23 protein-coding genes and 1 tRNA gene are annotated in these 24,095 nt (G+C 43.2%); 22 read left to right on the plus strand and 2 right to left on the minus strand.

Annotated elements, in window-relative coordinates; all coding sequences use genetic code 11:
* The 17 genes from nanU to ACH3Y6_RS06855 all read left to right on the plus strand — a co-directional run bounded on the left by nanU (nucleotide 1) and on the right by ACH3Y6_RS06855 (nucleotide 16,379).
* Nucleotides 1–1,533, plus strand: coding sequence for a SusD family outer membrane lipoprotein NanU (gene nanU / locus ACH3Y6_RS06775; RefSeq protein ID WP_490834842.1), 1,533 nt, complete (start codon nucleotides 1–3; stop codon nucleotides 1,531–1,533).
* A gap of 137 nt (nucleotides 1,534–1,670) precedes the next feature.
* A complete protein-coding gene (locus ACH3Y6_RS06780) occupies nucleotides 1,671–2,612 on the plus strand; it encodes a dihydrodipicolinate synthase family protein (RefSeq protein WP_490834843.1) in 942 nt (313 codons plus the stop codon).
* Nucleotides 2,613–2,621: 9 nt separating this feature from the next.
* A complete protein-coding gene (locus ACH3Y6_RS06785) occupies nucleotides 2,622–3,797 on the plus strand; it encodes a hypothetical protein (protein ID WP_490834844.1) in 1,176 nt (391 codons plus the stop codon).
* A 16-nt stretch (nucleotides 3,798–3,813) separates the two neighbouring features.
* Nucleotides 3,814–3,876, plus strand: a complete 63-nt coding sequence (locus ACH3Y6_RS06790; protein WP_490835452.1) for a hypothetical protein — start codon at nucleotides 3,814–3,816, stop codon at nucleotides 3,874–3,876.
* 38 nt (nucleotides 3,877–3,914) lie between these two features.
* On the plus strand, nucleotides 3,915–5,057 hold the full coding sequence (locus ACH3Y6_RS06795) for an MFS transporter (RefSeq protein WP_490835453.1): 1,143 nt from the start codon (nucleotides 3,915–3,917) through the stop codon (nucleotides 5,055–5,057).
* Nucleotides 5,058–5,083: 26 nt separating this feature from the next.
* Complete coding sequence (locus tag ACH3Y6_RS06800) at nucleotides 5,084–6,265, plus strand: AGE family epimerase/isomerase (protein ID WP_490834845.1); 1,182 nt, start codon at nucleotides 5,084–5,086, stop codon at nucleotides 6,263–6,265.
* A gap of 145 nt (nucleotides 6,266–6,410) precedes the next feature.
* Nucleotides 6,411–7,751 carry an alpha-L-fucosidase gene (locus tag ACH3Y6_RS06805; RefSeq protein WP_490834846.1) on the plus strand — a complete coding sequence of 447 codons (1,341 nt, stop codon included), beginning with the start codon at nucleotides 6,411–6,413 and terminating at the stop codon, nucleotides 7,749–7,751.
* 33 nt (nucleotides 7,752–7,784) lie between these two features.
* On the plus strand, nucleotides 7,785–8,834 hold the full coding sequence (locus tag ACH3Y6_RS06810; RefSeq protein ID WP_490834847.1) for an LLM class flavin-dependent oxidoreductase: 1,050 nt from the start codon (nucleotides 7,785–7,787) through the stop codon (nucleotides 8,832–8,834).
* A 272-nt stretch (nucleotides 8,835–9,106) separates the two neighbouring features.
* Nucleotides 9,107–10,330 (plus strand): site-specific integrase, encoded by a 1,224-nt coding sequence (locus ACH3Y6_RS06815; RefSeq protein WP_490834848.1) that lies wholly within the window; start codon nucleotides 9,107–9,109, stop codon nucleotides 10,328–10,330.
* A gap of 3 nt (nucleotides 10,331–10,333) precedes the next feature.
* Nucleotides 10,334–11,305 (plus strand): hypothetical protein, encoded by a 972-nt coding sequence (locus ACH3Y6_RS06820; protein ID WP_490834849.1) that lies wholly within the window; start codon nucleotides 10,334–10,336, stop codon nucleotides 11,303–11,305.
* 93 nt (nucleotides 11,306–11,398) lie between these two features.
* Nucleotides 11,399–11,710, plus strand: coding sequence for a helix-turn-helix domain-containing protein (locus tag ACH3Y6_RS06825; RefSeq protein WP_490834850.1), 312 nt, complete (start codon nucleotides 11,399–11,401; stop codon nucleotides 11,708–11,710).
* A 342-nt stretch (nucleotides 11,711–12,052) separates the two neighbouring features.
* Complete coding sequence (locus ACH3Y6_RS06830; RefSeq protein WP_490834851.1) at nucleotides 12,053–12,937, plus strand: rolling circle replication-associated protein; 885 nt, start codon at nucleotides 12,053–12,055, stop codon at nucleotides 12,935–12,937.
* Between the two features lie 9 nt (nucleotides 12,938–12,946).
* Nucleotides 12,947–13,294 (plus strand): hypothetical protein, encoded by a 348-nt coding sequence (locus ACH3Y6_RS06835; protein WP_490834852.1) that lies wholly within the window; start codon nucleotides 12,947–12,949, stop codon nucleotides 13,292–13,294.
* 332 nt (nucleotides 13,295–13,626) lie between these two features.
* Nucleotides 13,627–14,226 carry a DUF4145 domain-containing protein gene (locus ACH3Y6_RS06840; protein ID WP_490834853.1) on the plus strand — a complete coding sequence of 200 codons (600 nt, stop codon included), beginning with the start codon at nucleotides 13,627–13,629 and terminating at the stop codon, nucleotides 14,224–14,226.
* Between the two features lie 180 nt (nucleotides 14,227–14,406).
* A complete protein-coding gene (locus ACH3Y6_RS06845) occupies nucleotides 14,407–14,979 on the plus strand; it encodes a hypothetical protein (RefSeq protein WP_490834854.1) in 573 nt (190 codons plus the stop codon).
* Nucleotides 14,980–15,171: 192 nt separating this feature from the next.
* The gene (locus tag ACH3Y6_RS06850; RefSeq protein ID WP_490834855.1) at nucleotides 15,172–15,918 is read left to right on the plus strand and encodes a hypothetical protein; all 747 of its coding nucleotides are present in this window, start codon (nucleotides 15,172–15,174) and stop codon (nucleotides 15,916–15,918) included.
* A gap of 152 nt (nucleotides 15,919–16,070) precedes the next feature.
* Nucleotides 16,071–16,379 carry a helix-turn-helix domain-containing protein gene (locus tag ACH3Y6_RS06855; protein ID WP_490834856.1) on the plus strand — a complete coding sequence of 103 codons (309 nt, stop codon included), beginning with the start codon at nucleotides 16,071–16,073 and terminating at the stop codon, nucleotides 16,377–16,379.
* Nucleotides 16,380–16,475: 96 nt separating this feature from the next.
* Here ACH3Y6_RS06855 and ACH3Y6_RS06860 read toward each other — a convergent pair.
* Nucleotides 16,476–16,547: transfer RNA gene (locus tag ACH3Y6_RS06860), tRNA-Glu, on the minus strand.
* Between the two features lie 357 nt (nucleotides 16,548–16,904).
* On the opposite strand from ACH3Y6_RS06860, the gene gap reads away from it, so the two are divergent.
* From gap to ACH3Y6_RS06885, 5 genes are all read left to right on the plus strand, one after another.
* Complete coding sequence (gap, locus tag ACH3Y6_RS06865; protein ID WP_490834857.1) at nucleotides 16,905–17,921, plus strand: type I glyceraldehyde-3-phosphate dehydrogenase; 1,017 nt, start codon at nucleotides 16,905–16,907, stop codon at nucleotides 17,919–17,921.
* Between the two features lie 116 nt (nucleotides 17,922–18,037).
* A complete protein-coding gene (locus ACH3Y6_RS06870) occupies nucleotides 18,038–19,237 on the plus strand; it encodes a phosphoglycerate kinase (RefSeq protein WP_490834858.1) in 1,200 nt (399 codons plus the stop codon).
* A 226-nt stretch (nucleotides 19,238–19,463) separates the two neighbouring features.
* Nucleotides 19,464–20,054: a LemA family protein gene (locus ACH3Y6_RS06875; RefSeq protein ID WP_490834859.1), complete on the plus strand. Its 591-nt coding sequence runs from the start codon at nucleotides 19,464–19,466 to the stop codon at nucleotides 20,052–20,054.
* A gap of 9 nt (nucleotides 20,055–20,063) precedes the next feature.
* Nucleotides 20,064–20,525: a TPM domain-containing protein gene (locus ACH3Y6_RS06880; protein WP_490834860.1), complete on the plus strand. Its 462-nt coding sequence runs from the start codon at nucleotides 20,064–20,066 to the stop codon at nucleotides 20,523–20,525.
* A 92-nt stretch (nucleotides 20,526–20,617) separates the two neighbouring features.
* Nucleotides 20,618–21,400: a TPM domain-containing protein gene (locus ACH3Y6_RS06885; RefSeq protein WP_490834861.1), complete on the plus strand. Its 783-nt coding sequence runs from the start codon at nucleotides 20,618–20,620 to the stop codon at nucleotides 21,398–21,400.
* Between the two features lie 147 nt (nucleotides 21,401–21,547).
* Here the strand turns inward: ACH3Y6_RS06885 and ACH3Y6_RS06890 are convergent, their stop codons facing one another.
* Nucleotides 21,548–24,010: a M1 family aminopeptidase gene (locus tag ACH3Y6_RS06890; protein WP_490834862.1), complete on the minus strand. Its 2,463-nt coding sequence runs from the start codon at nucleotides 24,008–24,010 to the stop codon at nucleotides 21,548–21,550.
* Nucleotides 24,011–24,095: the final 85 nt, after the last annotated feature.

A 24,095-nucleotide genomic window follows, 5' to 3' on the forward strand; every position in this document is an offset into this window, starting at 1 on the left:
ATGAAAAAGAATATCATATTATTAGCAACAGGTCTAACGCTGGTTTCGATGTTCAGCGCCTGTACCAAACAAATAGAACTGGCACCGGTGAGCAGTATCAGCGATGCCAATTTCTGGCAAACGCCTGAGCAGGTAGACGCGTTTGTATCCGGACTGCATAACAGGTTCAGAGGTAGCGTAGGTACTTTCCAAAGCCTGGGTGAAATGAGATCCGATATCTTCGGAACAGATCCGGGTTCCAGTTCGGCATTTACAGGGGAAGCAACACAGGGTGTAGAGCGATTGTGGACGAATAACCTGGATATGGATAATCCCGGTGTATCTGCATTCGGTGGTTTTTATTCTAATATCGTGCAGATCAATCTGCTGATCAGTAAACTGAATAGTACCAATATCGTGACTCCTGCCAATAAGAGTTATTATCTTGGTATCGCTTATGGTATGCGTGCTTATTACTACTTCCATATGTATAGAACATGGGGTAAAGTGATCATTCAGACAGAACCCACCACTTCTATCGATATTGCAAGCCTGACCAAAGCAGCTTCTACCGAGGCAGAAGTGATCAAGCTGATCAAGGATGATATTGATAATTCCATCAACAGTTTCGGAACCAACTATACATTCCGTAATACCAAGTCTTACTGGTCAAAACCTGCCAGCCTGATGCTGAAAGCGGAAGTATACCTCTGGACAAGTTCAAAAGGTGGCGGTGCGGCAGATGCAACGATTGCCAAAAACGCTTTGACCGATATACAAACGAATACAGCCGGATTGACTTTGCAATCGAACTATGCCAATATTTTTGCTACGACCAATCGTGGTAATAGCGAGATCATATTTGCGGTAAGAAACCTGCTGAATGAAAGTACGCTTCCCTTTGCCGGAACCTTCCTGCCACAATCAGGATTGATCGCGAATTACTATGACTCTGTAGGCAACCGCAAGTTCAATGTAACTACCGATAACTGGGGTGGCTTACTCCGCGCACCGATCAAGATCGCTACATTCAGGAAGTTTAGCGATGCCGATAGTCGTAAATGGGCATCTATACAACCTGCCTATAATCTGGTAAGCGGTAAATACGTGATCGCAGGTTGTTTTGTGAGCAAATACCAGGGCGAACAGAATGCGGGTGCCCGTTCATACACCAACGACTTCCCTATCTACCGCTATGCTGACCTGCTGTTATTACTGGCAGAAGCAAAAGTGATCCTGGGTGAAAGTCCGGCAACAGAACTAAACCTGGTTCGGGCAAGGGCTTATGGCAGCAATTATTCAGCAGCTGTGTATGGGTTTCCTAACCAGACCATAGATGCCAATCCAAAAGATGCAGTGCTGCAGGAGCGGTTGCTCGAATTCATTTTTGAGGGAAAGAGATGGTATGATCTGAGAAGAGCAGGGGACAGTTATGTTTTTGCCAATACCAGTATGCCTACTTATGAAACTTACCGGTTATTATGGCCGATCGACAGAAACAGCCTGACTAATAACCGATCATTGGTACAGAACCCGGGTTATCCGAGTTTCTAAAATACCGGTGTATAAAATGTTTGTTATAGCATAGCAAGGAAGCAGTTTGGGTTATTAAGCTGACTGCAAAACCGGGGATTTTTATCCCCGGTTTCTTAAATTATTGTTTTTTCGGTTTTAATTTTTAAGTTACCATTATGAAAATTGAACATTTGCATGGATTGATTGCGGCACCTTTCACTCCTATGCACAAAGATGGTTCTCTGAACCTGTCTGTCATACCCGCCTATTATGGATTACTGAAAGAAAATGGTGTAACCGGTGCGTTTATTACCGGATCAACAGGCGAAGGTGTTTCTCTTACCCTCAATGAAAAAAAAGAAGTGGCGGAAGCCTGGGCAGACTGTATTAAAAATGATCCTGATTTCAAAGTGATGCCCTTGGTGGGCGGAACCTGTATTGCGGATTGTATTCACCTGGCACAACATGCTAAGAAGATTGGTCTGTATGCAGTTGCTTTTACAGCACCGTTTTATTTTAAACCGGCTAACGTGGGTATGCTTGCAGCTGCCTGTATGGCGGTGGCAGACTCCGTTCCCGATATGCCCTTTTATTATTACCATATTCCTGTCCTGAATGGCGTGGATTTTCCAATGATCGATCTGCTGCATGCCCTGCATGGTAAACAGCCCAATTTTGCAGGAGTCAAATACACACACGAGGATTTCATGGATTTCCAATCCTGTTTGAACTTTGCAAATGGACAGTATGATATGCTTTGGGGACGGGATGAAAATATGCTGTCGGCCCTGGCTGTAGGCGCCAAAGGGGCAGTAGGCAGCACCTTTAATTATGCGGCTCCCCTGTATTACCGTCTCATAGATGCTTTTAACAACAACGATTTAGACCAGGCCCGTTCACTCCAGCAGAAATCGATCGATATGATCCGGCTACTGGGCAAATATGGCGGAATTTCTGTGGGTAAAGCCTATATGAAACTGCTGGGGCTCGATTGCGGGGAATTCCGGTTGCCTGTACGGAATATGAGCGCTCCGGATTTTGAGAAGTTCAGGGATGATGCAGACAAGCTGCTTTTTCATACATTCAAGTCAAGAACCCCGCAGATGGCTGGCTCCTGATATAACCAGATGAAAAAAATATTCTTTCATACGGCAACCTTTCTCATTTTGATATCTTCTTCTATCACACTTGCTGCTCAAAGCAGGGATTCTGTTTCTATTAACTGGTCATTGCTGGGTACATTACCCCAGCCGGGGAATGGACAGAATGCAGGACTGGCTGGTGCATTTATTGGTGCCTGCGGTCCCTATCTGTGGATCGCCGGGGGGGCTAATTTCAGTAATGGACTACCCTGGGAGGGTGGTACCAAAGTCCTGCACGATACTGTTTTTTATTTTCACAGGAACAGTCAGCAAACTGTTTTGTTGCCGCAACGCAGCCGGTTGCCTTTTACCGTGGCATATGGTACCAGTATTCGTGTACCCAATGGAGTAGCCTGTATTGGCGGACAAACTGCAACAGGATTTTCCGAAAAGGTCTTCCTGACAAAATTATCAGAGCAACCCGGTTTACTTGTTTTCGAACACCTGCCCGATCTCCCATCTGGTCTTGCTAACGCTGCAGGCGCATTTGCCGGAAATAGATTGTTTGTAGCAGGGGGAGAGAATGAAAAAGGGGTTGTCAGTTCATTGCTTACGCTTGATCTTGCCAGCGATACTCCTCAATGGAAAAAACTGGCGGATATTCCCCATGCTGTATCACATAGTTTGCTGGTAGCACAATCATACAGGAATAAGACATATTTATACCTGATAGGAGGTCGGCGAAAAGATATTTCGGGTATCAGTGAATTATATGCAGCTGTATACCGCTATTCGATCGAAGCAGATAAATGGGAGCTTTGTGCCCCTTTACCTTATCCCTTGTCAGCACATACCGGAGTGGCCTATGGATCGGAAAATATTCTTGTCATGGGTGGCGATAAAGGAGTGGTATTCGGAAAAGTAGAAAGAGCGCTGGCCGCCATCGAAAAAGAAAGCGACCCCGTTATCAAAGCCAGGTTGATCAAAGAGAAAAATGAACTGCAGAATACACATCCCGGTTTCAGCAGGGAAATATTGCAGTACGATACAGAGACGGATGTCTGGAATAAAGCAGGAGACCTTCCATTCCCTACGCCCGTAACCACCCAGGCGATTAATTGGGGAATAGATATTGTATTACCGTCCGGCGAAATTAGGGCAGGTGTTCGTACGCCGGATATCTGGATCGGAAGAATTGCTGGCCAGGTTATGAAGAAATAAACAGCGGCTAACCAAATTGCAGTCATGGAAACCAAAAAAAAATATCCCTGGGTTGTGGTGGCATTGTTATGGGGAGTAGCATTGCTGAATTATATGGACCGGCAAATGCTGGCCACCATGCGGCCCTCCATCCAGGTAGATATTGCTGAATTGCATTCGGCTACCAATTTCGGCTACCTGATGGCAGTATTTCTCTGGATTTATGGTTTGATGAGTCCTGTCTCTGGCATCTTTGCAGATAAGTTCAACCGTAAGTGGATCATTGTCGGAAGTTTGTTCGTTTGGTCCGGGGTCACATTTACCATGGGGTATGCTACCCATTTTCAGGAACTATACTGGTTACGCGCCATCATGGGTATTAGTGAAGCTCTTTACATACCCGCCGCCTTATCACTGATCGCAGATTTTCATTCAGACAAAACAAGATCACTCGCCATCGGTATCCATATGACGGGTTTGTATATGGGACAGGCATTAGGTGGTTTCGGGGCTACAGTGGCCGCTACTTATTCCTGGCAATCTGCTTTTCATTCTTTCGGGTTGATCGGTATGGTGTACGCCCTGGTGCTGGTTGTTTTTCTCAGGGAAAAAAATGGTGCAAGGGGAAGCGCTGATCAACAAGCGTCCGGTAGCGCAAAAACTTCTGTGTGGGAAAACCTGCGTGCATTATTATCCAATATTTCCTTCTGGATCATCCTGCTGTACTTCACTGTTGTCAGCATTCCCGGTTGGGCTGTAAAGAACTGGTTACCTACCCTGTTTTCCGATAATCTGCATATTGATATGGCACAGGCAGGTCCTTTATCTACCATCACCATTGCAGCAGCTTCTTTTCTGGGTGTGATAGTGGGTGGTGTATTATCCGACAGGTGGTCGCAAAAAAATCCCAGGGGAAGGATCTTTACCAGCGCCATCGGTTTGTTCCTGACCATACCTTCTTTATTGCTGATCGGTTTTGGCCATAGTCTGGTACATGTGATTACTGCGGCTTTCTGTTTCGGGTTTGGTTATGGTATGTTCGATGCCAATAATATGCCGATACTTTGTCAGTTCGTTTCTCCCAAGAACAGAGCTACAGGTTATGGGCTGATGAATATGGCAGGTGTTTTTGCCGGTGCACTGATCACCAATCTGCTGGGCAAATCGATGGATGCAGGAAACTTGGGAAGAGATTTTGCCATGCTGGCCGGTATTGTACTGGTGATACTTTGTATACAGCTGTATTTTCTCCGGCCCAAAACCTATTCGATTTCAGATTGATAGCATATTGATAAACTCATACAGAAATGGCATACACAAAAGAGCAGCTGCATCAATTGCAGGCGTTTTATACAGATCAGTTACTGAACGATACGGTGCCCTTCTGGTTTCCCCGAAGTTTTGATCGGGAACAGGACGGTTTTTTACTGATGCGCGACAGAGACGGTTCTCTGCTCGATGATGATAAAGCTGTATGGATACAGGGTCGGGCCACCTGGCTGCTGGCCACCCTATACAATACCGTTGAACCCAAAAAAGAATGGCTGGAAGGCGCGGAACTTGGTTATCAGTTCCTGAAGAAACATTGTTTTGATACAGATGGCCGGATGTTCTTTCACGTAACCAGAGATGGCAGACCCATCCGTAAGCGCCGGTATTTTTTTTCTGAAACATTTGCAGTCATTGCTTTTGCGGCCTATGCCAAAGCCACCGGTAATGAAACCATTGCGGCGGAAGCACGTGACTTATTCGGTAAATGCATCACGTATGCTACCACCCCTGGCATATTACCACCCAAGTATACAGGTACAAGACCCGCCAAAGGTATCGGGGTTCCGATGATCATGATTAATACCGCGCAACAATTGCGTGATACTATTGGAGACGAACGTTGTGATGAGTGGATCAGCAAATGGATCCGGGAAATAGAAACGGATTTTGTGAAAGATGATATCCGTTGTGTGATGGAACAGGTGGCGCCAGACGGGTTCATTATCGATCATATAGATGGGCGCACACTTAACCCCGGACATGCCATAGAAGGTGCCTGGTTTATCCTGCAGGAAGCACGTTACCGGAACAATGACCCGCACTTGATCGGACTTGGTTGCCGAATGCTGGATTATATGTGGGAGCGTGGCTGGGACAAGGAATATGGCGGCATCCTCTATTTCAGGGATGTATACGGTAAACCGGTACAGGAATACTGGCAGGATATGAAATTCTGGTGGCCGCATAATGAGGTCATTATAGCAACCCTGCTGGCCTTCCTGGTTACGGGGGATCAGAAATATGCAGACTGGCACCAGCAGGTACATGCCTATGCCTATGCACATTTTCATGACAAGGAACATGGGGAGTGGTACGGTTATCTTCACCGCGACGGAACCGTAGCCCAGGCCGCCAAAGGCAACCTCTTCAAAGGCCCCTTTCACCTGCCGCGACAGGAATGGTTCTGCATGCAGGTACTGAAGGAGTATACGCACTGATTGCTTTCCCCAAAGACGCTGATCTGTCAAAATCGGTACTGAAGTGATTATGCCGTATTTTCAGGAAATTTACTGCAGCAGGGTTTACAGATACCGTATCTGTAAATCCTACTGTCTTTTTCTATTCACCACAACAACCTGCCATATGCCAACGTCCGTTAAAAGAGGTATTTCCGTTTTCCTCCTGTTCTTTGTGAGTTGGTTGGGTAATGCCCAATCAAAGATCGATGCAACTTCTATCCGTCCGAAAATGCAATGGTTTGCCGATGCCAAACTGGGCATATTCATTCACGCAGGCATCTATAGTGTCAAAGGAGTGGATGAGTCCTGGAGTTTTCACAATGGCAAGATCAGTTATGCTGACTATATGCAGCAGCTGCAGGGGTTCACTCTGGCTAAATACAATCCCGCATATTGGGCAGAGCTGATCCGCGAATCCGGTGCAAGGTATGCTGTCATCACAACCAAACACCACGATGGCGTATCCATGTATGATACCCGTCAAAATGATCTCAGCATCGTGAAAGCCACCCCCGCTAAGCGCGATATGATCCGCCCTTTTTATGAGGAGCTGAGGAAACGGAATATCAAAACGGGTGCTTATTATTCGCTGATCGACTGGTCGCATCCGGATTATCCGGGTTTCCTAAAAGACAGTTCCCGTTACCAGGTAAAATATGATTACAACCGTTGGAACCGTTTCCGGAATTTTTTCCAATCGCAGATACAGGAGATCAATTCATTGTATAAACCGGATCTCTGGTGGTTCGACGGCGATTGGGAGCACAGCGCAGAAGAATGGGAATCGCAAAAAGTACGCAACATCATTTTGTCTGCCAACCCCAATGCCATTATCAATGGCCGTTTGCAGGGATATGGCGATTATGAAACACCGGAACAGAATTTTCCCGTATCCAAACCACAATATAACTGGTGGGAACTTTGTATGACCACCAACGACAACTGGGGTTTTCATAACGATGAGAACTGGAAAACACCTTATGAAGTGATCACCATTTTTGTAGATGCCGTATCCAACGGAGGAAACCTGTTGCTGGATATGGGACCCAAGGAAGATGGCACCATTCCGGAACCACAGGTACAGGTACTGAAAGAACTGGGCAAATGGAACCGCAAAAATGGGGAAGCCATTTTTAATACAGTGGCCGGTATTCCCAAAGGACATTTTTATGGTGCCACAACACTGTCGAAAGATTCTACCACGCTGTTTCTCTTCCTGCAGGGAAAGATCAGCGGCGATATTACCCTCAAGGGATTGAAAAATAAAATACAGGAGGTATCGGTAGTAGGAAATAATACCCGTCTCTCGCATAAGATCGTAGGCAAGATTTCCTGGAGTCCCGTTCCGGGCCTGGTATATATTCATGTTCCCGAAGGAGTGCAGGATCCTTATGTTACCGTGTTGAAACTAAAGCTGAACAAACCCATACAGCTGTACAGTGGGAAAGGAGGGTTGTCTGAGTAGTATCTTTGCAGAATACTTCTAAAACGATTCGTTATGGAACTGGGTATGATGAGTTTTGCCGATATGGAACCGGAACTGGCAGGAAGCAATGGGGCGCATGGCAGGCAGCGTATACAAAATCTGATGGAAGAGATTCAGCTTGCCGATCAGCTGGGTCTTGACGTTTTTGGTTTAGGCGAGCACCACCGTCCCGATTATGCAGTGTCATCACCGGCAACCGTACTGGCGGCAGCGGCCATGATCACTAAAAAGATACGGCTCACCAGTGCAGTTACCGTACTCAGTTCGGATGACCCGGTAAGGGTATACCAGGAATTTGCTACGCTTGATCTTTTATCCGGAGGCCGCGCAGAGATCATGGCGGGCCGCGGTTCCTTTATTGAGTCGTTCCCCCTTTTCGGGTATAACCTGGATGATTATGATTCGCTGTTCACAGAAAAATTGGACCTGCTGCTCAAAATCAATCAGAACGAAACTGTTTCCTGGCAGGGTAAACACAGGCCTGCCATACAGAACCTGGGTGTATATCCCAGGGCATTACAGTCGCAGCTACCTGTGTGGCTGGCAGCAGGAGGCACCCCGGCTTCTGCAGTAAGGGCTGCCAGGCTGGGTATACCGTTAATGCTCGCCATCATCGGTGGCATGCCGGAACAGTTTGCAGGGTTTATGAACCTCTATAAACAAACCGCCGTGCAAAGCGGCAAACAGATCTGCGAACTGCAGTTAGGGGTGAATAACCATGTATTCATTGCCGAAGATTCGCAGGAGGCAGCAGATGAGTTCTTTCCTTATTATGCGGCCATGATGAACCGTGTTGGCCGCGACAGGGGCTGGCCACCACTTACCCGCCAGCAATACGAAGCAGCCCGTTCACCCCGTGGTGCACTGATGGTGGGCAGTGTGGAACAGGTGGTAGAAAAGATCCTGTTCGAACACGAGCTGTTCGGTAATACCCGTTTCCTAGCACAGGCCAGCCTGGGTTTTGTACCCCATGCCCTGACCATGCGTTCAATAGAATTGTTTGGAAACAAAGTGGTGCCGGCGGTGCGGAAAGCATTGGGTGGGGCTGCAACCAGCCTGTAAGTTTTCGATAACCGGAAATAAAACAAAACTTAACGGATACCTGAAAAAACAAAAAACCCGCTTTTAAAGCGGGCTCTGTAGCCGGTACGGGAATGATTTCCCTTATATTTTAGTATATTTTATTGTACCTTATTTCTCCTGAAAGTCAATGCAGCAAAGGCTTTCATGAGTTATTAACAAAAATTAAAAAATAACGAGACTCGGTTGTTTGTTCCCCCAAACGTTCCCCTGAGATATTCTTTGTGAGTATATATTTGGCAAAAAAACGAAATATGGCCGATTCAAGGTTCTTACTCAAAACGCCAAATGCAACTGACGAAACACTCGTTTATCTATTCTACAGGACAAAAGGAATCCGGGTCAAGATTTCAACGGGAATTAAAATAAATCCCAAATTTTGGAACTCAGATACCCAAAGAGTTAAAAAAGTCCGGGAAGTTCAAAACCATGAACAAATTAATGCCCTCCTCAAAAAACTGGATTCTATCATAGCCAAAAGAGAACTCGATCTTTTGAATGATGGTAGACAATTGACCATTCAAAATCTTAAACAGCCTGTTATTGACTTCCTGAACCGGGATGAAAATGAATCTTCCATCACACTGAAAAAATTTATTAAGGATTTCATTGCTACATCTACTAAGAAGCCGAATACTATAAAACAGTATAACACTTCTTTTAACAGGTTGAAGTCATATGAGGATCATGCACACAAGAATTTGAACTTTGACGATATCGACTTGAATTTCTATAATGATTTTACTAAGTTCATGATGGAGAAGAATTATAGTCTCAACTCGATTGGAACTTCTGTAAAAAATATTAAGGTTTTTATGAACGAAGCAGTAGAAAGAGGACTGACAAAAAACTTAGAGTTTCGGAATAAGAAGTTTAAGATTATCGAAGAGGAGACAGAAAATATATACCTGACTGAAGATGAGATAAAAAAGATTTACGATTTAGACCTGTCTAATAACAAAAGATTGGATCGGGTCAGAGATTTATTTATCATTGCCTGTTATACCGGATTACGTTTTTCGGATTTGATGCAATTGCGTGATGAAAATTTTACTGACAATAAGACTAAGATCAAAATCAAGACTGAAAAAACCGGAGAATTGGTTGTCATTCCATTGAACACCTATATCAAAAATATACTGGAAAAAAATGGGGGAGTAGTGCCTGAATTAATTAGTAATGTAAAAATGAATAAGTACTTGAAAGATTTGGCTCAGGCGGCAGAATTGAATGAAGATGTCATGATATCATATACAAAAGGTGGTGTTAGGAAGTCTGAGATTTTCAAGAAGCACGAATTGGTTACTGTTCACACTGCGCGTCGTTCCTTTGCTACCAATGCATTTCTTCGTGATATACCTACAATTTCTATAATGAAGATCACAGGGCATAGAACAGAACGGTCTTTTATGAAATATATAAAAATCTCGCAGGAAGATAATGCTAACAAATTACTCGAACATCCCTTTTTTAATTGATTTATGAAAGACTTGAAATACCTGATAGAAACTCCTTATGTGGATCAAAATAAATGGCAGGAAGATTCAAAAAAAGGATGGGGAGTTTATGAAAAATTAAATGATAAGTATCTACCTGAATTCAAGGATATTCTTTATTTCGAGAATCAGTTTGAGTTTTGGGAGAAGAGATTGGGAGTAAATTACTTCTACTATCATCTTGAATATCTTGATGGTATTGTCTTAATCAATTTGCACAATTTTGACTTGTTTGCTCCCGAATCAGATTGGGGAACTTTAAATGAATGGCTTATCACTAAAGCTTCAGAATACATTTCCAACCGAATAAATCAGGTTGCTAACGATTCTTATCATGTAAATAGACTAAAATCTAAAATTGTTTCTTTTGAGACCTTAAAAAGTGATTTCGAACTTAGGTTTTCAGAAACTTCTAATCCAGCTAGCTTCATTCAAAATGAACTTCTTGAGTTCGATAAAAAAATGAGCGTCTACATGCTTCAAGGTTCTAAGGAGGTATTTGATAATTATAAAAAGTACAGTCTTGCTCCTGACTATTCTAAAATACCCCCTCACATAAATCATCTTTTGAAAGTGCATAATGGCTATCAATATGCACTATATCATGAATACTTGCAAAATGAATTCGAGAAGACGAGAAAGAAAGTAAATCCTTCTCTTCCAACCTCTCCAAAATCAGAACCGCTTACTAATGCTCAAATTGCATTAATGCTTCATTACACCGGCGTTTTACAGGCTTTACAGAATATCCAGTACGATAATACCGTAATTGCTAGAATAGTAAGTGCCATTACTGGTGCAGGGTTCAAGGGGACTTATGACCCTATCGGCAAAGTGCATACAGGCTCTTTAAAGACTAAGAAAAATTTATCGGCTGTATTAAAACGTTTAAAAGAAGCTGATTTAGAAGAATTTACAAAAGAAGTAGAATGGGATTTTAAAATGTCTAAATCATAACCTTCTGAATTTGTAGTCCCTACATCACCCCCTCCAGCTCCGTTTCAGGTTCATTTTTGACTCAGGAAGTGCAAATCACTCCTAACAAAGAAAATGAGTCAAATAATCCTATCGGGAATGAATCTGAATGAGCTGTTAGAGAACATTGGTCAGCTTATTGAGAAAAAGCTTGAGAAAGCTTTGTCCCACCACGAAAAACCAAACAAACCCAAGTACATAACCCGAAAAGATGTGGCGAAGCTGCTAAATGTTACGCTTGCCACTCTCCACGACTGGACAAAACTTGGCTGGATTGAATGTTACAAAGTTGGCAGAAGGGTTCTTTACAAAGAATCTGAGGTTATTGCCAGCATAGACAGGTTAGCTTTAAATAAGCACAAGAAAGGAGGTAATCATGGCGCATAAGAATGATTACACCTGTATTGTTTATTTCCCCGGTGAGCAGCCTAAAAAATGGACATACGTTCACAACCTTTGGGGATTCTCACAATTTTTGAATAAGTCTCATTCTACATGGGTTTATTTCAATGTTTATGAGCGAAGAACTGCAAGGTTTTTGAAACGATTTTATAAAGGCAATTTAGTTCCGGGCTTCCTCGCTCTGATCTTATTGGTGGGCCTTAACTCATTAAATTCAACCTTTAATAAAATACCTTCATTCTTCGCTTCCCTCACCTTTATAAATGATTTTAATAATACTGCAACGATTTGGACACCCCAATTCCAGCATAGAGGAGGGATTAGGGCATGATCTCTAAAAATACGTATGGCATCAGCTATGTAATAAACCCAAGACTGACCACACCTGACATGATGAATAAAATGGGTGGTTCCTCTTTGGAAAGAAAAAAGAAACCCAAAAAGGAGAAGCTGATTGATCCGATTAAGGAACTCCTTAAAAAGCCACTAGCAGACGAGAAGAAATCAGCAACGCCCAAGTTGCGGAGTATGTCTCAACGTACTAGGTCAAAGATCAGGGTTAAGCTTATTTCATTTGCTAGGCTTAATAAAAACCTCACATTCCTGACCCTGACATTCGTAAACAAGGTGAAAGACGAAGTCGCTATTAAGGTATTGAGGGCATTTCTGGACAATGCCAAGAAGCGGCTCCCGGGTTTTGAGTATTTATGGGTCGCTGAACGGCAGACCAAGAATGAGATATTTAAAGACAATATCCATTTTCACCTTATCACCAACAAATTTTGGAAGATTGAGAAGTGGTGGCCTTATTGGTTAGACTTACAGGCCAAATTTGGCATCCTGCCAAGAGATGAGAGTTATCGCCCAGGTTCTGCATTGAATGTACGAAAAGTGGAAACAAGCAATATTAAACAGCTTAGTAACTACCTGACCAAGTATGTCACCAAGAATGAAAGCCAGTTTGCCTGTCAGGTTTGGAACTGCTCAAAAGGGATTTCGAGGCTTTACACTTCCTTTTATTCCGGTATTGGATTTATCAATGATCTGGAAAGATTGGATAAGGCCGACCAGTTAGGCGGAAAGCTTACAGTTTACAAAAAGGAATACTGCAATATCTGCATCATCCCACTAAACAGAATCACCACAAATTTTTACAATAAGATTGATGAAAAGAATAAAGCTGTTTGGAAACAAGAATCAATAGCTAAATAAAAACGACTTATGAGATCGGCATTACAATTACCACGAATACAATTAACAAATATTGAATCACTAGTTAAACTAGAAAAGGTTTTTGACCTTATACGAGAAGCAAAAAACGCAATAGTTTTTTTTCGTAACGAAGCAAAACAGGAATTCCGGCTTTTATATTCCGGTTTAGGAGAGGAAGAATTTTTGATGATGTCAATTCTGCTTTTAAGAAACATTGAGGTCTTTAATTTTTTCAAGCTTTTAATAATAGACATAGAAAAAAACAGAGCTATTCCATGTGAAGAACATGATTTTACATACAGAGCATTGGAATATATCAAAATGGGAAAATTATCTAACCTCAACTTAAATATCTAACCTATGAATTGCATTGAAGCATTGGCGCATCAATTAAGAAAATGTGAACCCTGCAAACTAAATTCTTTCATTATCGAATTTGATGAGTTGCCGGAGGATCAAAGAGTGAATTTTGATTTTTATGATAAGAGTGAGCATTTCCTTCTTCATTGTAAATTATGCGATACATATAAGATACTTCCAGATGCCTTAGAAGAAATAAAGCCCCTTTTATAGAGCATAAGTTATTCATTAAGAAAGAGTTCGCATTTTGTTCTGATTAGGAATGATTTGCAACCTTTCTTATTATCAATATTTCGTATATTTAAGAATCGTGCGTAAATATCACCCATATGACAAGTTTAGAAACTAATCTAATTATTAAACGATGTCCACATTGTAATGTCGATAATCCAAATTTGACTCAAATTGCCAGATTTAATACAGCTAATTACGATAATAGTAGGCATCGGACATGGGTTGCATATGTTTGTCAGAGATGTGGAGGAGTTACTACCGCATGGGCATTTAATGGCAATAAAGAGATTCAGCAGATGTTTCCAAGTCCGATAATTGTGGATAGTTCTATTCCCCCTAAGGCAAAAGCATATCTCGATCAAGCAATCGATAGCTTGCATGCTCCTTCGGGTGCTGTAATGCTCGCAGCTAGTAGTATAGATTCTATGCTTAAAGATAAAGGTTACAAAGAGGGGTCATTAAATAGTAGAATTAATAAAGCAGCATCAGACCATTTAATAACTAAAGAAATGGCCGATTGGGCCCATGAGGTAAGGCTTGGTGCGAACGAAGAAAGACATGCTGACGATGATTCGACATTGCCAAATGAAAAGGATGCTCAGAAAACCGTTGATTTTGCAATGGCTTTAGCCCAATTTTTATTTGTAATGCCTTCAAGAATTCAGAGAGGAATTGAAGACGCTAAAACCCAATAAACTCAGCTCAGGAAATTATACAGGTAAAAATGGTACTATAGAATTTGAATATCGATGTTTAGTTTTGTTAATAAGCTTTTATATGTTACCGATAGGTAAACAATAGTTTCTTAGGTCAAGGAACTGAAAGGATCTCCCCGCTTTTCAGATACTTTTATTTCCTTCAATTTTAAAAAGCGTATGCGAAAGTTTCTCATTTTTATAATATTTCTTACTGTTACATATGCCTCTACTTGTCAAGTAAGAGTTAGTGGTTACTTTAGAAAAAATGGGACATACGTTCAGCCTTACTACCGTTCTTCACCCGACGGAAATCCATATAATAATTATAGTTATCCGGGAAATTATAATCCTTATACTGGGCAGTATGCAAAAGGAAATCCTGATACATATTTGAAGAGATATTATCACATTTATTCGGACTATTCTCCAGAGACTTATTCCAATTATATAATAAATCTATGTGGTACGAATTATTCAGGAATGGAACTCTCAAAGACTTATACAAATAAAAATTATGAAAATAAAGAAATTGGATATATTGTTCCTGATGGTTCAGACAGGAGTTTTACAATTTATGATATCGATAAAAATAAAATTGGATATGTAAAATTGACAAACAACCGGAAAAGATTTACTGTCTATACTATAGATGGAGAAATAATTGCGTCTAATAAAAAAAATACTGGTTGGATAATTTTAGGTGTAGCACTGGGAATCGGATTAGGGGCATTATTAGGAACTTCATTGTAGCTTTTTTAAGTATCGATGTTAATAATAAAAAGCTAAAACTTGCATGTTGCAATTAATAGATCTTCGATTTTATTTCTGATTGGCTTTTACTGATTTGATGTTACTTATTTTGCGCATAAGTAGTTAAGCTGACATTAGTATATTCCTGAAACCATAGCCTGTGATAGTTGCCTGTATAAAAAAGTTTAGAATATGACATTTGCAAATGACGAAAATAAAATCAAATACATTTTGATTGAAATTTCTAAACAAAAAGGTGGCGAAGATTATTTGATAGAACTTTTAAAACATTCAAAATTCGAATTTCAAGCTCATTGGAATGCACATGTGTTTCCTGAAGCTTATAATCTGGAAATACTTATTACTGCTGATATTTTTACAAAAAATTATTCCTTAATATCGGATCTGGAACGAATAATAAAAACACGAATTAATAACTCCACAAAGCTAATTATCGATAGTCTTACAATATTACCTGATTACAATAAACTAGAGCTAGTAAATTCTCAAATTATACCTGTTAAGACAGAGTGGCAAGAAATTAATGAATTGCAGCAAGAATTAATAAAAAGCCTACAACGTAGTACCACAACTACCAATTATCAGAATATTGGAAATTCAGCAAGGATAATAATGGACAAAGTAGCTAGAATGGTTTTTGATTTAAAAAAGCATAAGCCAATGAATAATGAAAAGGTGGTTCATAACGGTAAGTTTAAAAATCAATTGCATTCTTACATTGACACTATTCTTTCAGGAGAAAAAAATAAGGAATTTCGAAAACTTGCAAAGTCGGCAATTGATTTTGTCGAAAATTCATGTGATTTAATGAATACTACAACACATAAATTAGACGCCGAAAGACATTTGGCTGAGGTTTGTGTCATTAGCACTGTTAGTGCTATAAGTATTATCAATCTTATACGGCAACTCGAATAATTTAATTTATTTGCATGCTTAAAAACTGAGTAGCTTATCTGTATTTCATCGATGGAATCACATGCCGTATAATTTCAAAAAATAGACTGTAAATTTTCCAAACGAAAAACGAGAAGTAATTACGAAATATTTCTAATAACCTTCTATATTTTATGAAAATGGAAAAAACAGTAATCGTACACGGTGCTACTTTCGCCGAGTTTCTTGAAAAGATTGATCTCATAGTTGCCCAACGGGTAGAAAATGCTTTAAAAGAAGCTGCTACTCCGCAAAAAGGGTACAAATATCTCACAAGGGCAGAGGTGGCAAGTATGCTTAAGATCAGCTTACCTACTTTGAGCGATTATACTAAGTATGGGTGGCTTACCTCTTATAAAATTGCGAACCGCGTTTTGTATCGAAGTGATGAGGTTGAGGCCAGCCTCCAAAGAACCAGAAAATACTCCCGGAGTGGGTTTTGAGAATAGATACTTACTCACAGTTCCCCTAAATGTTCCCCTGAGAAAGCAAAAAACCCTTGAAACTCACTGGTATCAAGGGTTTTCGTATTTTATTAGTAGCCGGTACGGGAATCGAACCCGTCTTTGCCCCGTGAAAGGGGGCTGTCCTAGCCGATAGACGAACCGGCCGTTCGTTTATTGGGACGCAAAAATAGGGGTCCCTATCTTTTCTGCCAAACATTTTTGAAAATTAATGCTAAAATTTGGCCCTGGCTGCCGTAAATGCAATACTGGCGTGGGCGAGCCTGAGTTGGCAGCAGTGAGTTGTTAGTGATGAGTAGGTAGTGGGAGGGGGTAGGATAGACTGCGATAGGCAAAGTCTGCCTGGCTCCGTACTATCTACTCACTATTGACCACTCACGACTCGCGATCGCCCTCTCTTCCCTACAAACAAACGACCGTTAACTAAAAAAATCCTCGATTTCCTGACAATCCTTGTAAATTGCGGCTCGTTTTCGATTTTTTCATCTTTAAATACGGAATTCAATGAGTACAGTTAAAGTTGCCATCAACGGTTTCGGACGTATCGGCCGTTTGGTATTTCGCCAGATCTATAACATGGAAGGTATCGACGTAGTAGCGATCAATGATCTGACAAGCCCGAAAGTGCTGGCACATCTCTTAAAATACGACAGTGCCCAGGGACGTTTTGAAGGCGCAACCGTGACTGCTACCGAAGATGCTATCGTTGTGAACGGTGAGACCGTCAAGATATACGCTCAGAAAGATCCTTCCCAGATCCCATGGGGTGCTCATGGTGTGGATGTGGTGATCGAATCAACTGGTTTCTTTACCGATAAGGACAAAGCTGCCGCTCACCTGGCCGCAGGTGCCAAAAGGGTAGTGATCTCTGCTCCGGCCACCGGCGACCTGAAGACTGTTGTTTTCAACGTGAACCACGCGATCCTGGATGGCTCTGAAACCATTATTTCCTGCGCTTCCTGCACCACCAACTGCCTGGCACCGATGGCCAAAGTGCTGAACGATAAATATGGTATCCAGACCGGTATCATGACCACCATTCACGCCTATACCAATGACCAGAACACACTGGATGCACCACACCCCAAAGGAGACCTCCGCAGGGCACGTGCAGCCGCTTCCAATATTGTGCCCAACAGCACCGGAGCTGCCAAAGCTATCGGACTGGTACTGCCCGAACTGAAAGGGAAACTGGATGGTAGCGCACAGCGTGTACCCACCATCACCGGTTCATTGACCGAGCTGACTTCTATCCTGTCTAAAAAAGTAACCGCAGAAGAGATCAATGCGGCAATGAAAGAAGCCAGCAACGAAAGCTTCGGCTACACAGAAGATGAGATCGTAAGCTCTGATATCATCGGTATCCGCTATGGTTCACTCTTCGATGCAACGCAAACCAAGGTGATGACTGTAGGTGATGTCCAGTTGGTGAAAACCGTAAGCTGGTACGATAACGAAATGAGCTATGTGAGCCAGCTGGTACGTACCGTGCACTATTTCGCTGGTCTGATCTCTAAATAAACAACCTGATAATTTGAAAATGTGGTAATTTGAAAATGCGGAAGCATGATTGAATTACCACATTTTTTATTTGTCACGTTCAAATTCCCGGATTTTCAAATTTTCAAATTTTTCAGATGAGCAGATTTACCGAACACAACTTCAAAGGCCAGAAAGCCCTGATCCGCGTAGACTTCAATGTGCCGCTGGATGCTTCTTTTATGATAACGGATGATACGCGTATGCGCGCAACCATCCCAACCATCAGCAAGATTCTGGCCGACGGTGGCAGCGTGATCCTGATGAGCCACCTGGGCCGCCCGAAAGACGGGCCTGCGGATAAATATTCTTTGCGTCACCTGGTAAATCACCTCATCAAATTACTGAACGGAGCCACCGTAAAGTTTGCCAATGATTGTATCGGGGCGGAAGCCTACGATAAATCCGCTGCCTTACAGCCCGGCGAAGTATTGTTGCTGGAAAACCTTCGTTTTTACAAAGAGGAAGAAAAAGGAGATATTTCTTTTGCGGAAAAACTCAGTAAACTGGGAAATGTATACGTGAATGATGCATTCGGTACCGCACACCGCGCCCATGCTTCCACAGCCGTGATCGCGCAGTTCTTTCCCGGTGAAAAGAAAATGTTCGGACTGGTAATGGAAGGCGAAGTATCCAGTGCGGATAAAGTGATGAACCAAAGCCAGAAACCTTTCACCGCCATTATCGGAGGCGCCAAAGTGAGCGATAAGATCCTGATCATCGAGAACCTCCTTGAACGTGCCACCGATATCATCATCGGTGGCGGCATGGCCTACACTTTCATGAAGGCGAAAGGCGGCAATATCGGTAGTTCGCTCTGCGAGATGGATCGTCTGGATACGGCATTGGAATTGCTGCAGAAAGCCGAAGCCAAAGGCGTATGCATTCATCTGCCTGCTGATTCAGTGATCGCCGATAAGTTTGCGGCAGATGCCAATGTGTCAACAGCCCCCAGCAACGATATTCCTGATGGCTGGATGGGACTCGATATTGGCGAAAATGCCTGCGAGCAGTTTGCCAACTGTATCAAACAATCCAAAACCATTTTATGGAACGGTCCCATGGGTGTGTTCGAGATGGAAAAATTCCAGCACGGCACCAAAATGATGGCCACAGCCATTGCAGCAGCTACCCAGTCCGGCGCATTTTCGCTGGTAGGCGGTGGCGATAGCGTAGCAGCCGTAAACCAATTTGGTTTTGCTGATAAGGTAAGTTATGTTTCCACTGGCGGCGGAGCCCTTCTAGAATACTTTGAAGGAAAAGTATTACCAGGTATTGCCGCTATCAACCAATCATAAACCAGAATCACTGATCTTAATCAGTCAACAGTGAATCGATTTATCAGTCAGAATGCCATCCTTTTGGATGGTATTTTTGTTACACGATATACTCGCTAACTCATTCCTTCACAATTCTTTAACCAAAGCCCGCCAAATTGCCATCCCAATACCGGTGGCACCTGTTTTGTAATATTTGTAACGTTATTACGACAAACAAGTAAATTACAGCTAAATCAAATTTTGTATGAGTACAAAAAACATTACCCTGATCGTTATCCTCGCCATTGTGGTGATACTGGGTTGGTCGGGTTGCAATGGTTACAATGGATTGGTAAAACAGGATGAAGTAGTGACCAACGCCTGGAATAAAGTACAGAGCGACTATCAGCGTCGTTCTGACCTGATCCCTAACCTGGTGAATACCGTTAAAGGCGAAGCCAATTTTGAACAGACTACGTTAACCCAGGTGATTGAAGCCAGAGCCAGCGCTACACAGATGAAAGTGGATGCCAAGGACCTGACTCCTGAAAAACTGCAGCAGTTTCAGGCAAGCCAGGGACAGTTGTCGCAGGCATTGGGCCGTTTACTGGTGGTGTCTGAACAGTATCCTAACCTGCGTGCCAACGACGCTTTCCGTGGATTACAGGCGCAGCTGGAGGGTACTGAGAACCGTATCAAAGTGGCGCGTAACGACTTCAACGATGCGGTACAGGCCTATAATGTGAAAGTTCGTTCATTCCCGATGAATATTTTCGCCGGCATGTTCGGCTTTAAAACCAAGGAAGGCTTCAAGGCTGAAGCCGGATCAGAGAAAGCGCCTGAAGTAAAATTCTAAAATTACAGCATGCTGGGATGGTTCAAAAGAAAGCCGGCGGCCTTCTTCTCTGAAGAGGAGAAGCAGCGGATCGTGGCGGCAGTGCAGGAAGCCGAACAACGCACCAGTGGCGAAGTACGGATCTATGTAGAAAGCCGTTGCCGTTTTGTGGATCCCGTAATGCGTGCCAGGGAGCTTTTCTTTGCACTCAAAATGGATGAGACCGAAGCACGTAACGGTGTGTTGGTATATGTTGCCATGAAAGACAGGCAACTGGCTATCTATGGTGATGAAGGTATACACACAAAAGTGGGCCATACATTCTGGAACGCCGAAGTGCAGAAAATGCTTTCCCTTTTTAACAGGAATGATTATGCAGAGGGCATCACCGTGATCATTCGCGAGATCGGTGAGGCATTGGTAAAACATTTTCCTTTCAACAGGGAAACAGACACCAATGAACTGCCCGATGATATCGTATTTGGAAGATAGGGTGCAGGATGCAGACGTATCCTGCCCTTACTGCCAGCTCAACTGAAAACCATTTCACGAACTATTTGCTGCCAAACGTATAACCGGTCTGAATGAAGCGGATACTATTTATACTGATCACTGTTTTATCGATGTCTGCGGGCTTTGGGCAGAACGTATTGCCTAAACCCAACCCGCCAAGACTGGTGAACGATGCAGCGGGCGTACTCTCTCCCGAACAGGTAGACATACTGGAAAGGAAACTGGTGGCACTGGACGACAGTACTTCCAACCAAATTGCCGTAGTACTGATCAAGGATCTTGGCGATTATGCAATAGAGGACTATGCCGTAAAATTATTCCGTGAATGGGGCATTGGTAACAAGAAGACCAATAACGGTGTACTCATCATTGCAGCGATCGATAACCGGAAAGTATGGATCGAAGTAGGTTACGGATTGGAGGGAGCCATCCCGGATGTAGTGGCTTCGAGTATTTACCGGAACGAAATTGTTCCACAGTTCCGCGAGCAGAATTATTACCGCGGTATAGATAATGCCATCAACGCATTGACCAAAGCGGCCGTTGGTGAATACAAAGTGAAACGTGAAAGAAAAGGCAGCGACGGCAAAGGCGGTGGCTCCATCTTCACATTCCTGATCATACTGGCCATTGTGATCATCGTGGTTGCCAGGGGCAGTCGTGGCGGTGGCGGTGGCTGGGGAGGCGGACGTCGCAGCGGTTTTGGCGATATTGCAGAAGCCGTTATACTCTCATCCTTACTGAACAGCGGCCGGGGTAACAGTGGCGGCGGTTGGGGAGGAGGCAGCAGCGGCGGCTTTGGTGGTTTCGGCGGCGGCAGCAGCGGCGGCGGCGGAGCCGGCGGAAGCTGGTAACACAACCATAACGATTTCTCTATATTTTTTTCGACTCCAACATCAACCAACAAAAGAGCCATCCCGCAACCAGCAGGATGGCTCCTTTGTTAATCAGCACGTATCAAATCATTCACTCATCCACTCATTCTATCATTCTATCATTGCTTATTTCCCTCCCGATATCTTTGCCCTCACATAATCAGCCATTTCCTTCGCACCATCGGCTTCTTTTTTATCTGCCAGCCCTTTCAGCGCCATGCCATTGATGTAGGCATCGGTCTGCGGACGGATGGAAGCAGGTATCTCATCCCTGAATTTTACGATGATATCCACCCCTTTCTTGAATCTTTCCAGGTCGGTAACCTTACTCAGGAAATCTGCCAGCGGATTGATAGCAGCGAATTTTGCTTGGGAAAGCGGCATGTCTTCAAAATTGCCGGTAACAAAATCAAAAGCAGATTCGTCGCCATATTTGATGATCACATTGGTGATCGCGGTCAGCAGCCTTCCTTTGTTTTCGTCTTTGGATAAGGTATTCGCAATAGCAAAAGCCTGCTTGCCATCCAGCAGTCCCAAAGCTTCCAGCGCCGCACCGGCCACTGAGTAAGATGAATCATTGGTGGTTTTGACAAAGAAATCTTTGTAGGCTTCATTTTTCTGTTTGGCCAACGCATCGATGGCAATGGATCTTACTACTGCATGTTTGTCTGATTTGGCGATGGTCTCTATTTTGCTGATGGTCGCTGCATCCGGTTTGGCATTTCCCAATCCCAGTATGGCACGGATACGTATATTGTAGAAAGGATCGCCAAGCGCTTTCACCAATAGGTCATAAGCTGCAGGGTCGCTGGTATTCCTGGCAGCAAAATCGATCGCATCCCTTCTGTCCAGGTATTTGCCTGCATATGTGTACTGGTGAATCCATTCAGATAAGGTCTTGGTATCTTTCTTTTCTGCCAGCAGAACCTTGTCGGCATCTATATTGATCAGGTCTGGTCTGGACGCTACGGAAAATGAGAAAGTATCTGCCGCATTCTCAGCCCATACCATGTAACGTTTCTTACTGCTGCCATGATAGATTTCTATGGATACCGGCAGTTTGAAGAGTTTGTCTCCCGCTTGTGTTTGTTTGATGTATACACTGGCTGTCTGGGTGGGTACATCATATCCATAACTGATCTCCAGTTTGGGATGTCCACTGCCAAAATACCATTGGTTGAAGAACCAGTTCAGGTCCTTTCCGGTAACTTCTTCAAAGGCAAGACGCAGCTTGTGTGCACTTCCATTTCCGAATTTGTTTGTCGTCAGGTATTTGTTGAGCGATTTGAAGAAAGCCTCGTCGCCCACATAGTTACGCAGCATATGCAGGATCCTGCCGCCTTTCTGGTAACTTACCAGGTCGAACATGTCCTCTTTATCCTGATAAAAGAACCTTACCAGGTCCTTGCTGCGGCTTTCGGCACTACCCAGGTAACTCTGCATTTCTTTGTAATTCTCAAAACCGGCTTCGTCTGCACCGTATTTGTATTCCAGCCACAACAGTTGACTGTAATCTGCAAAACTTTCGTTTACCGTCAGGTTACTCCAGCTTTCAGCAGTTACATAATCGCCGAACCACTGGTGAAACAGTTCGTGGGCAATGGTTCCTTCCCAACTGTTGCCGTCTATCAGTTCACGGGCATTCTGCTGGGCGCTTTCCTGGTGAAGGGTTGCAGTGGTATTTTCCATGGCGCCACTCACATAATCGCGACCAACCATCTGGCTATACTTTACCCATGGGAATTCCACACCGGTCACTTTTTCTGAAAAAAACCTCATCATTTCAGGGGTAAGTCCGAATATTTTACGGGCTACTTTTTCGTAAGACTTCTCAACATAGTAGTTTACTTCCTTGCCTTTGTAATTGTCTTTTACTACTGCAAAATCACCTACCCCGATAAAGAACAGGTAAGGGGCATGCGGCAGTTCCATCACCCAGGTATCGGTTCGGGTACCGTCTGTATTCTTTTTCTGCGCGGTGAGTTTACCATTCGAAAGAGTCACATATTTTGCGGGAACCGTGAGCATGAACTCCTGTGTGGTTTTCTGGTTGGTTTTGTCAATGGTAGGGATCCATACAGAACTTGCCTCCGTTTCACCCTGAGTCCAGATCTGGGTGGGTTTGTCTTTTTCTTCTCCTTTCGGATTGATGAAATACAGTCCCTTTGCATCCGAAATGGCCGCACTACCTTCCGTTTTGAACTCATCGGGTTTAGCTGTGTAGTCTATGTACACAACATAATTTTCATCCTTTTTATAAGTCCTGTCCAATTTGATCTGCAGTACCAGGCTATCAAGATACTGGTATTTCAGGGGGATATTTTTCCCTGCCCTGACCAGTTCTACTTTATGGATGTTCATGCCCTTGGCATCCAGCTGTAAAGAATCTGTAGCATAAAAATGTGGTTTCAGCGTCAGCCAAACCTTGCCATTCAGGTAAGACCTGTTATAATCGAACCGGGCATCCAGCCGGGTATGCACCAGGTCATTGATCTTGGTGGGGAACGACCGGTAGATTTTTTTCCAGGCATCCTGTCCACTTACGATACTGCTGATCAGTACTGCAAAAACAAATAAAACTTTCTTCATTAGGTATTTTTTATAAGACATAAAGATAGAGGGACGTAATGAGTGAAAAGGCAGATTTTTATCAATGGCAACAGAACTACCGCGG

The organism is Sediminibacterium sp. FW305-C-269, from assembly GCF_058231045.1.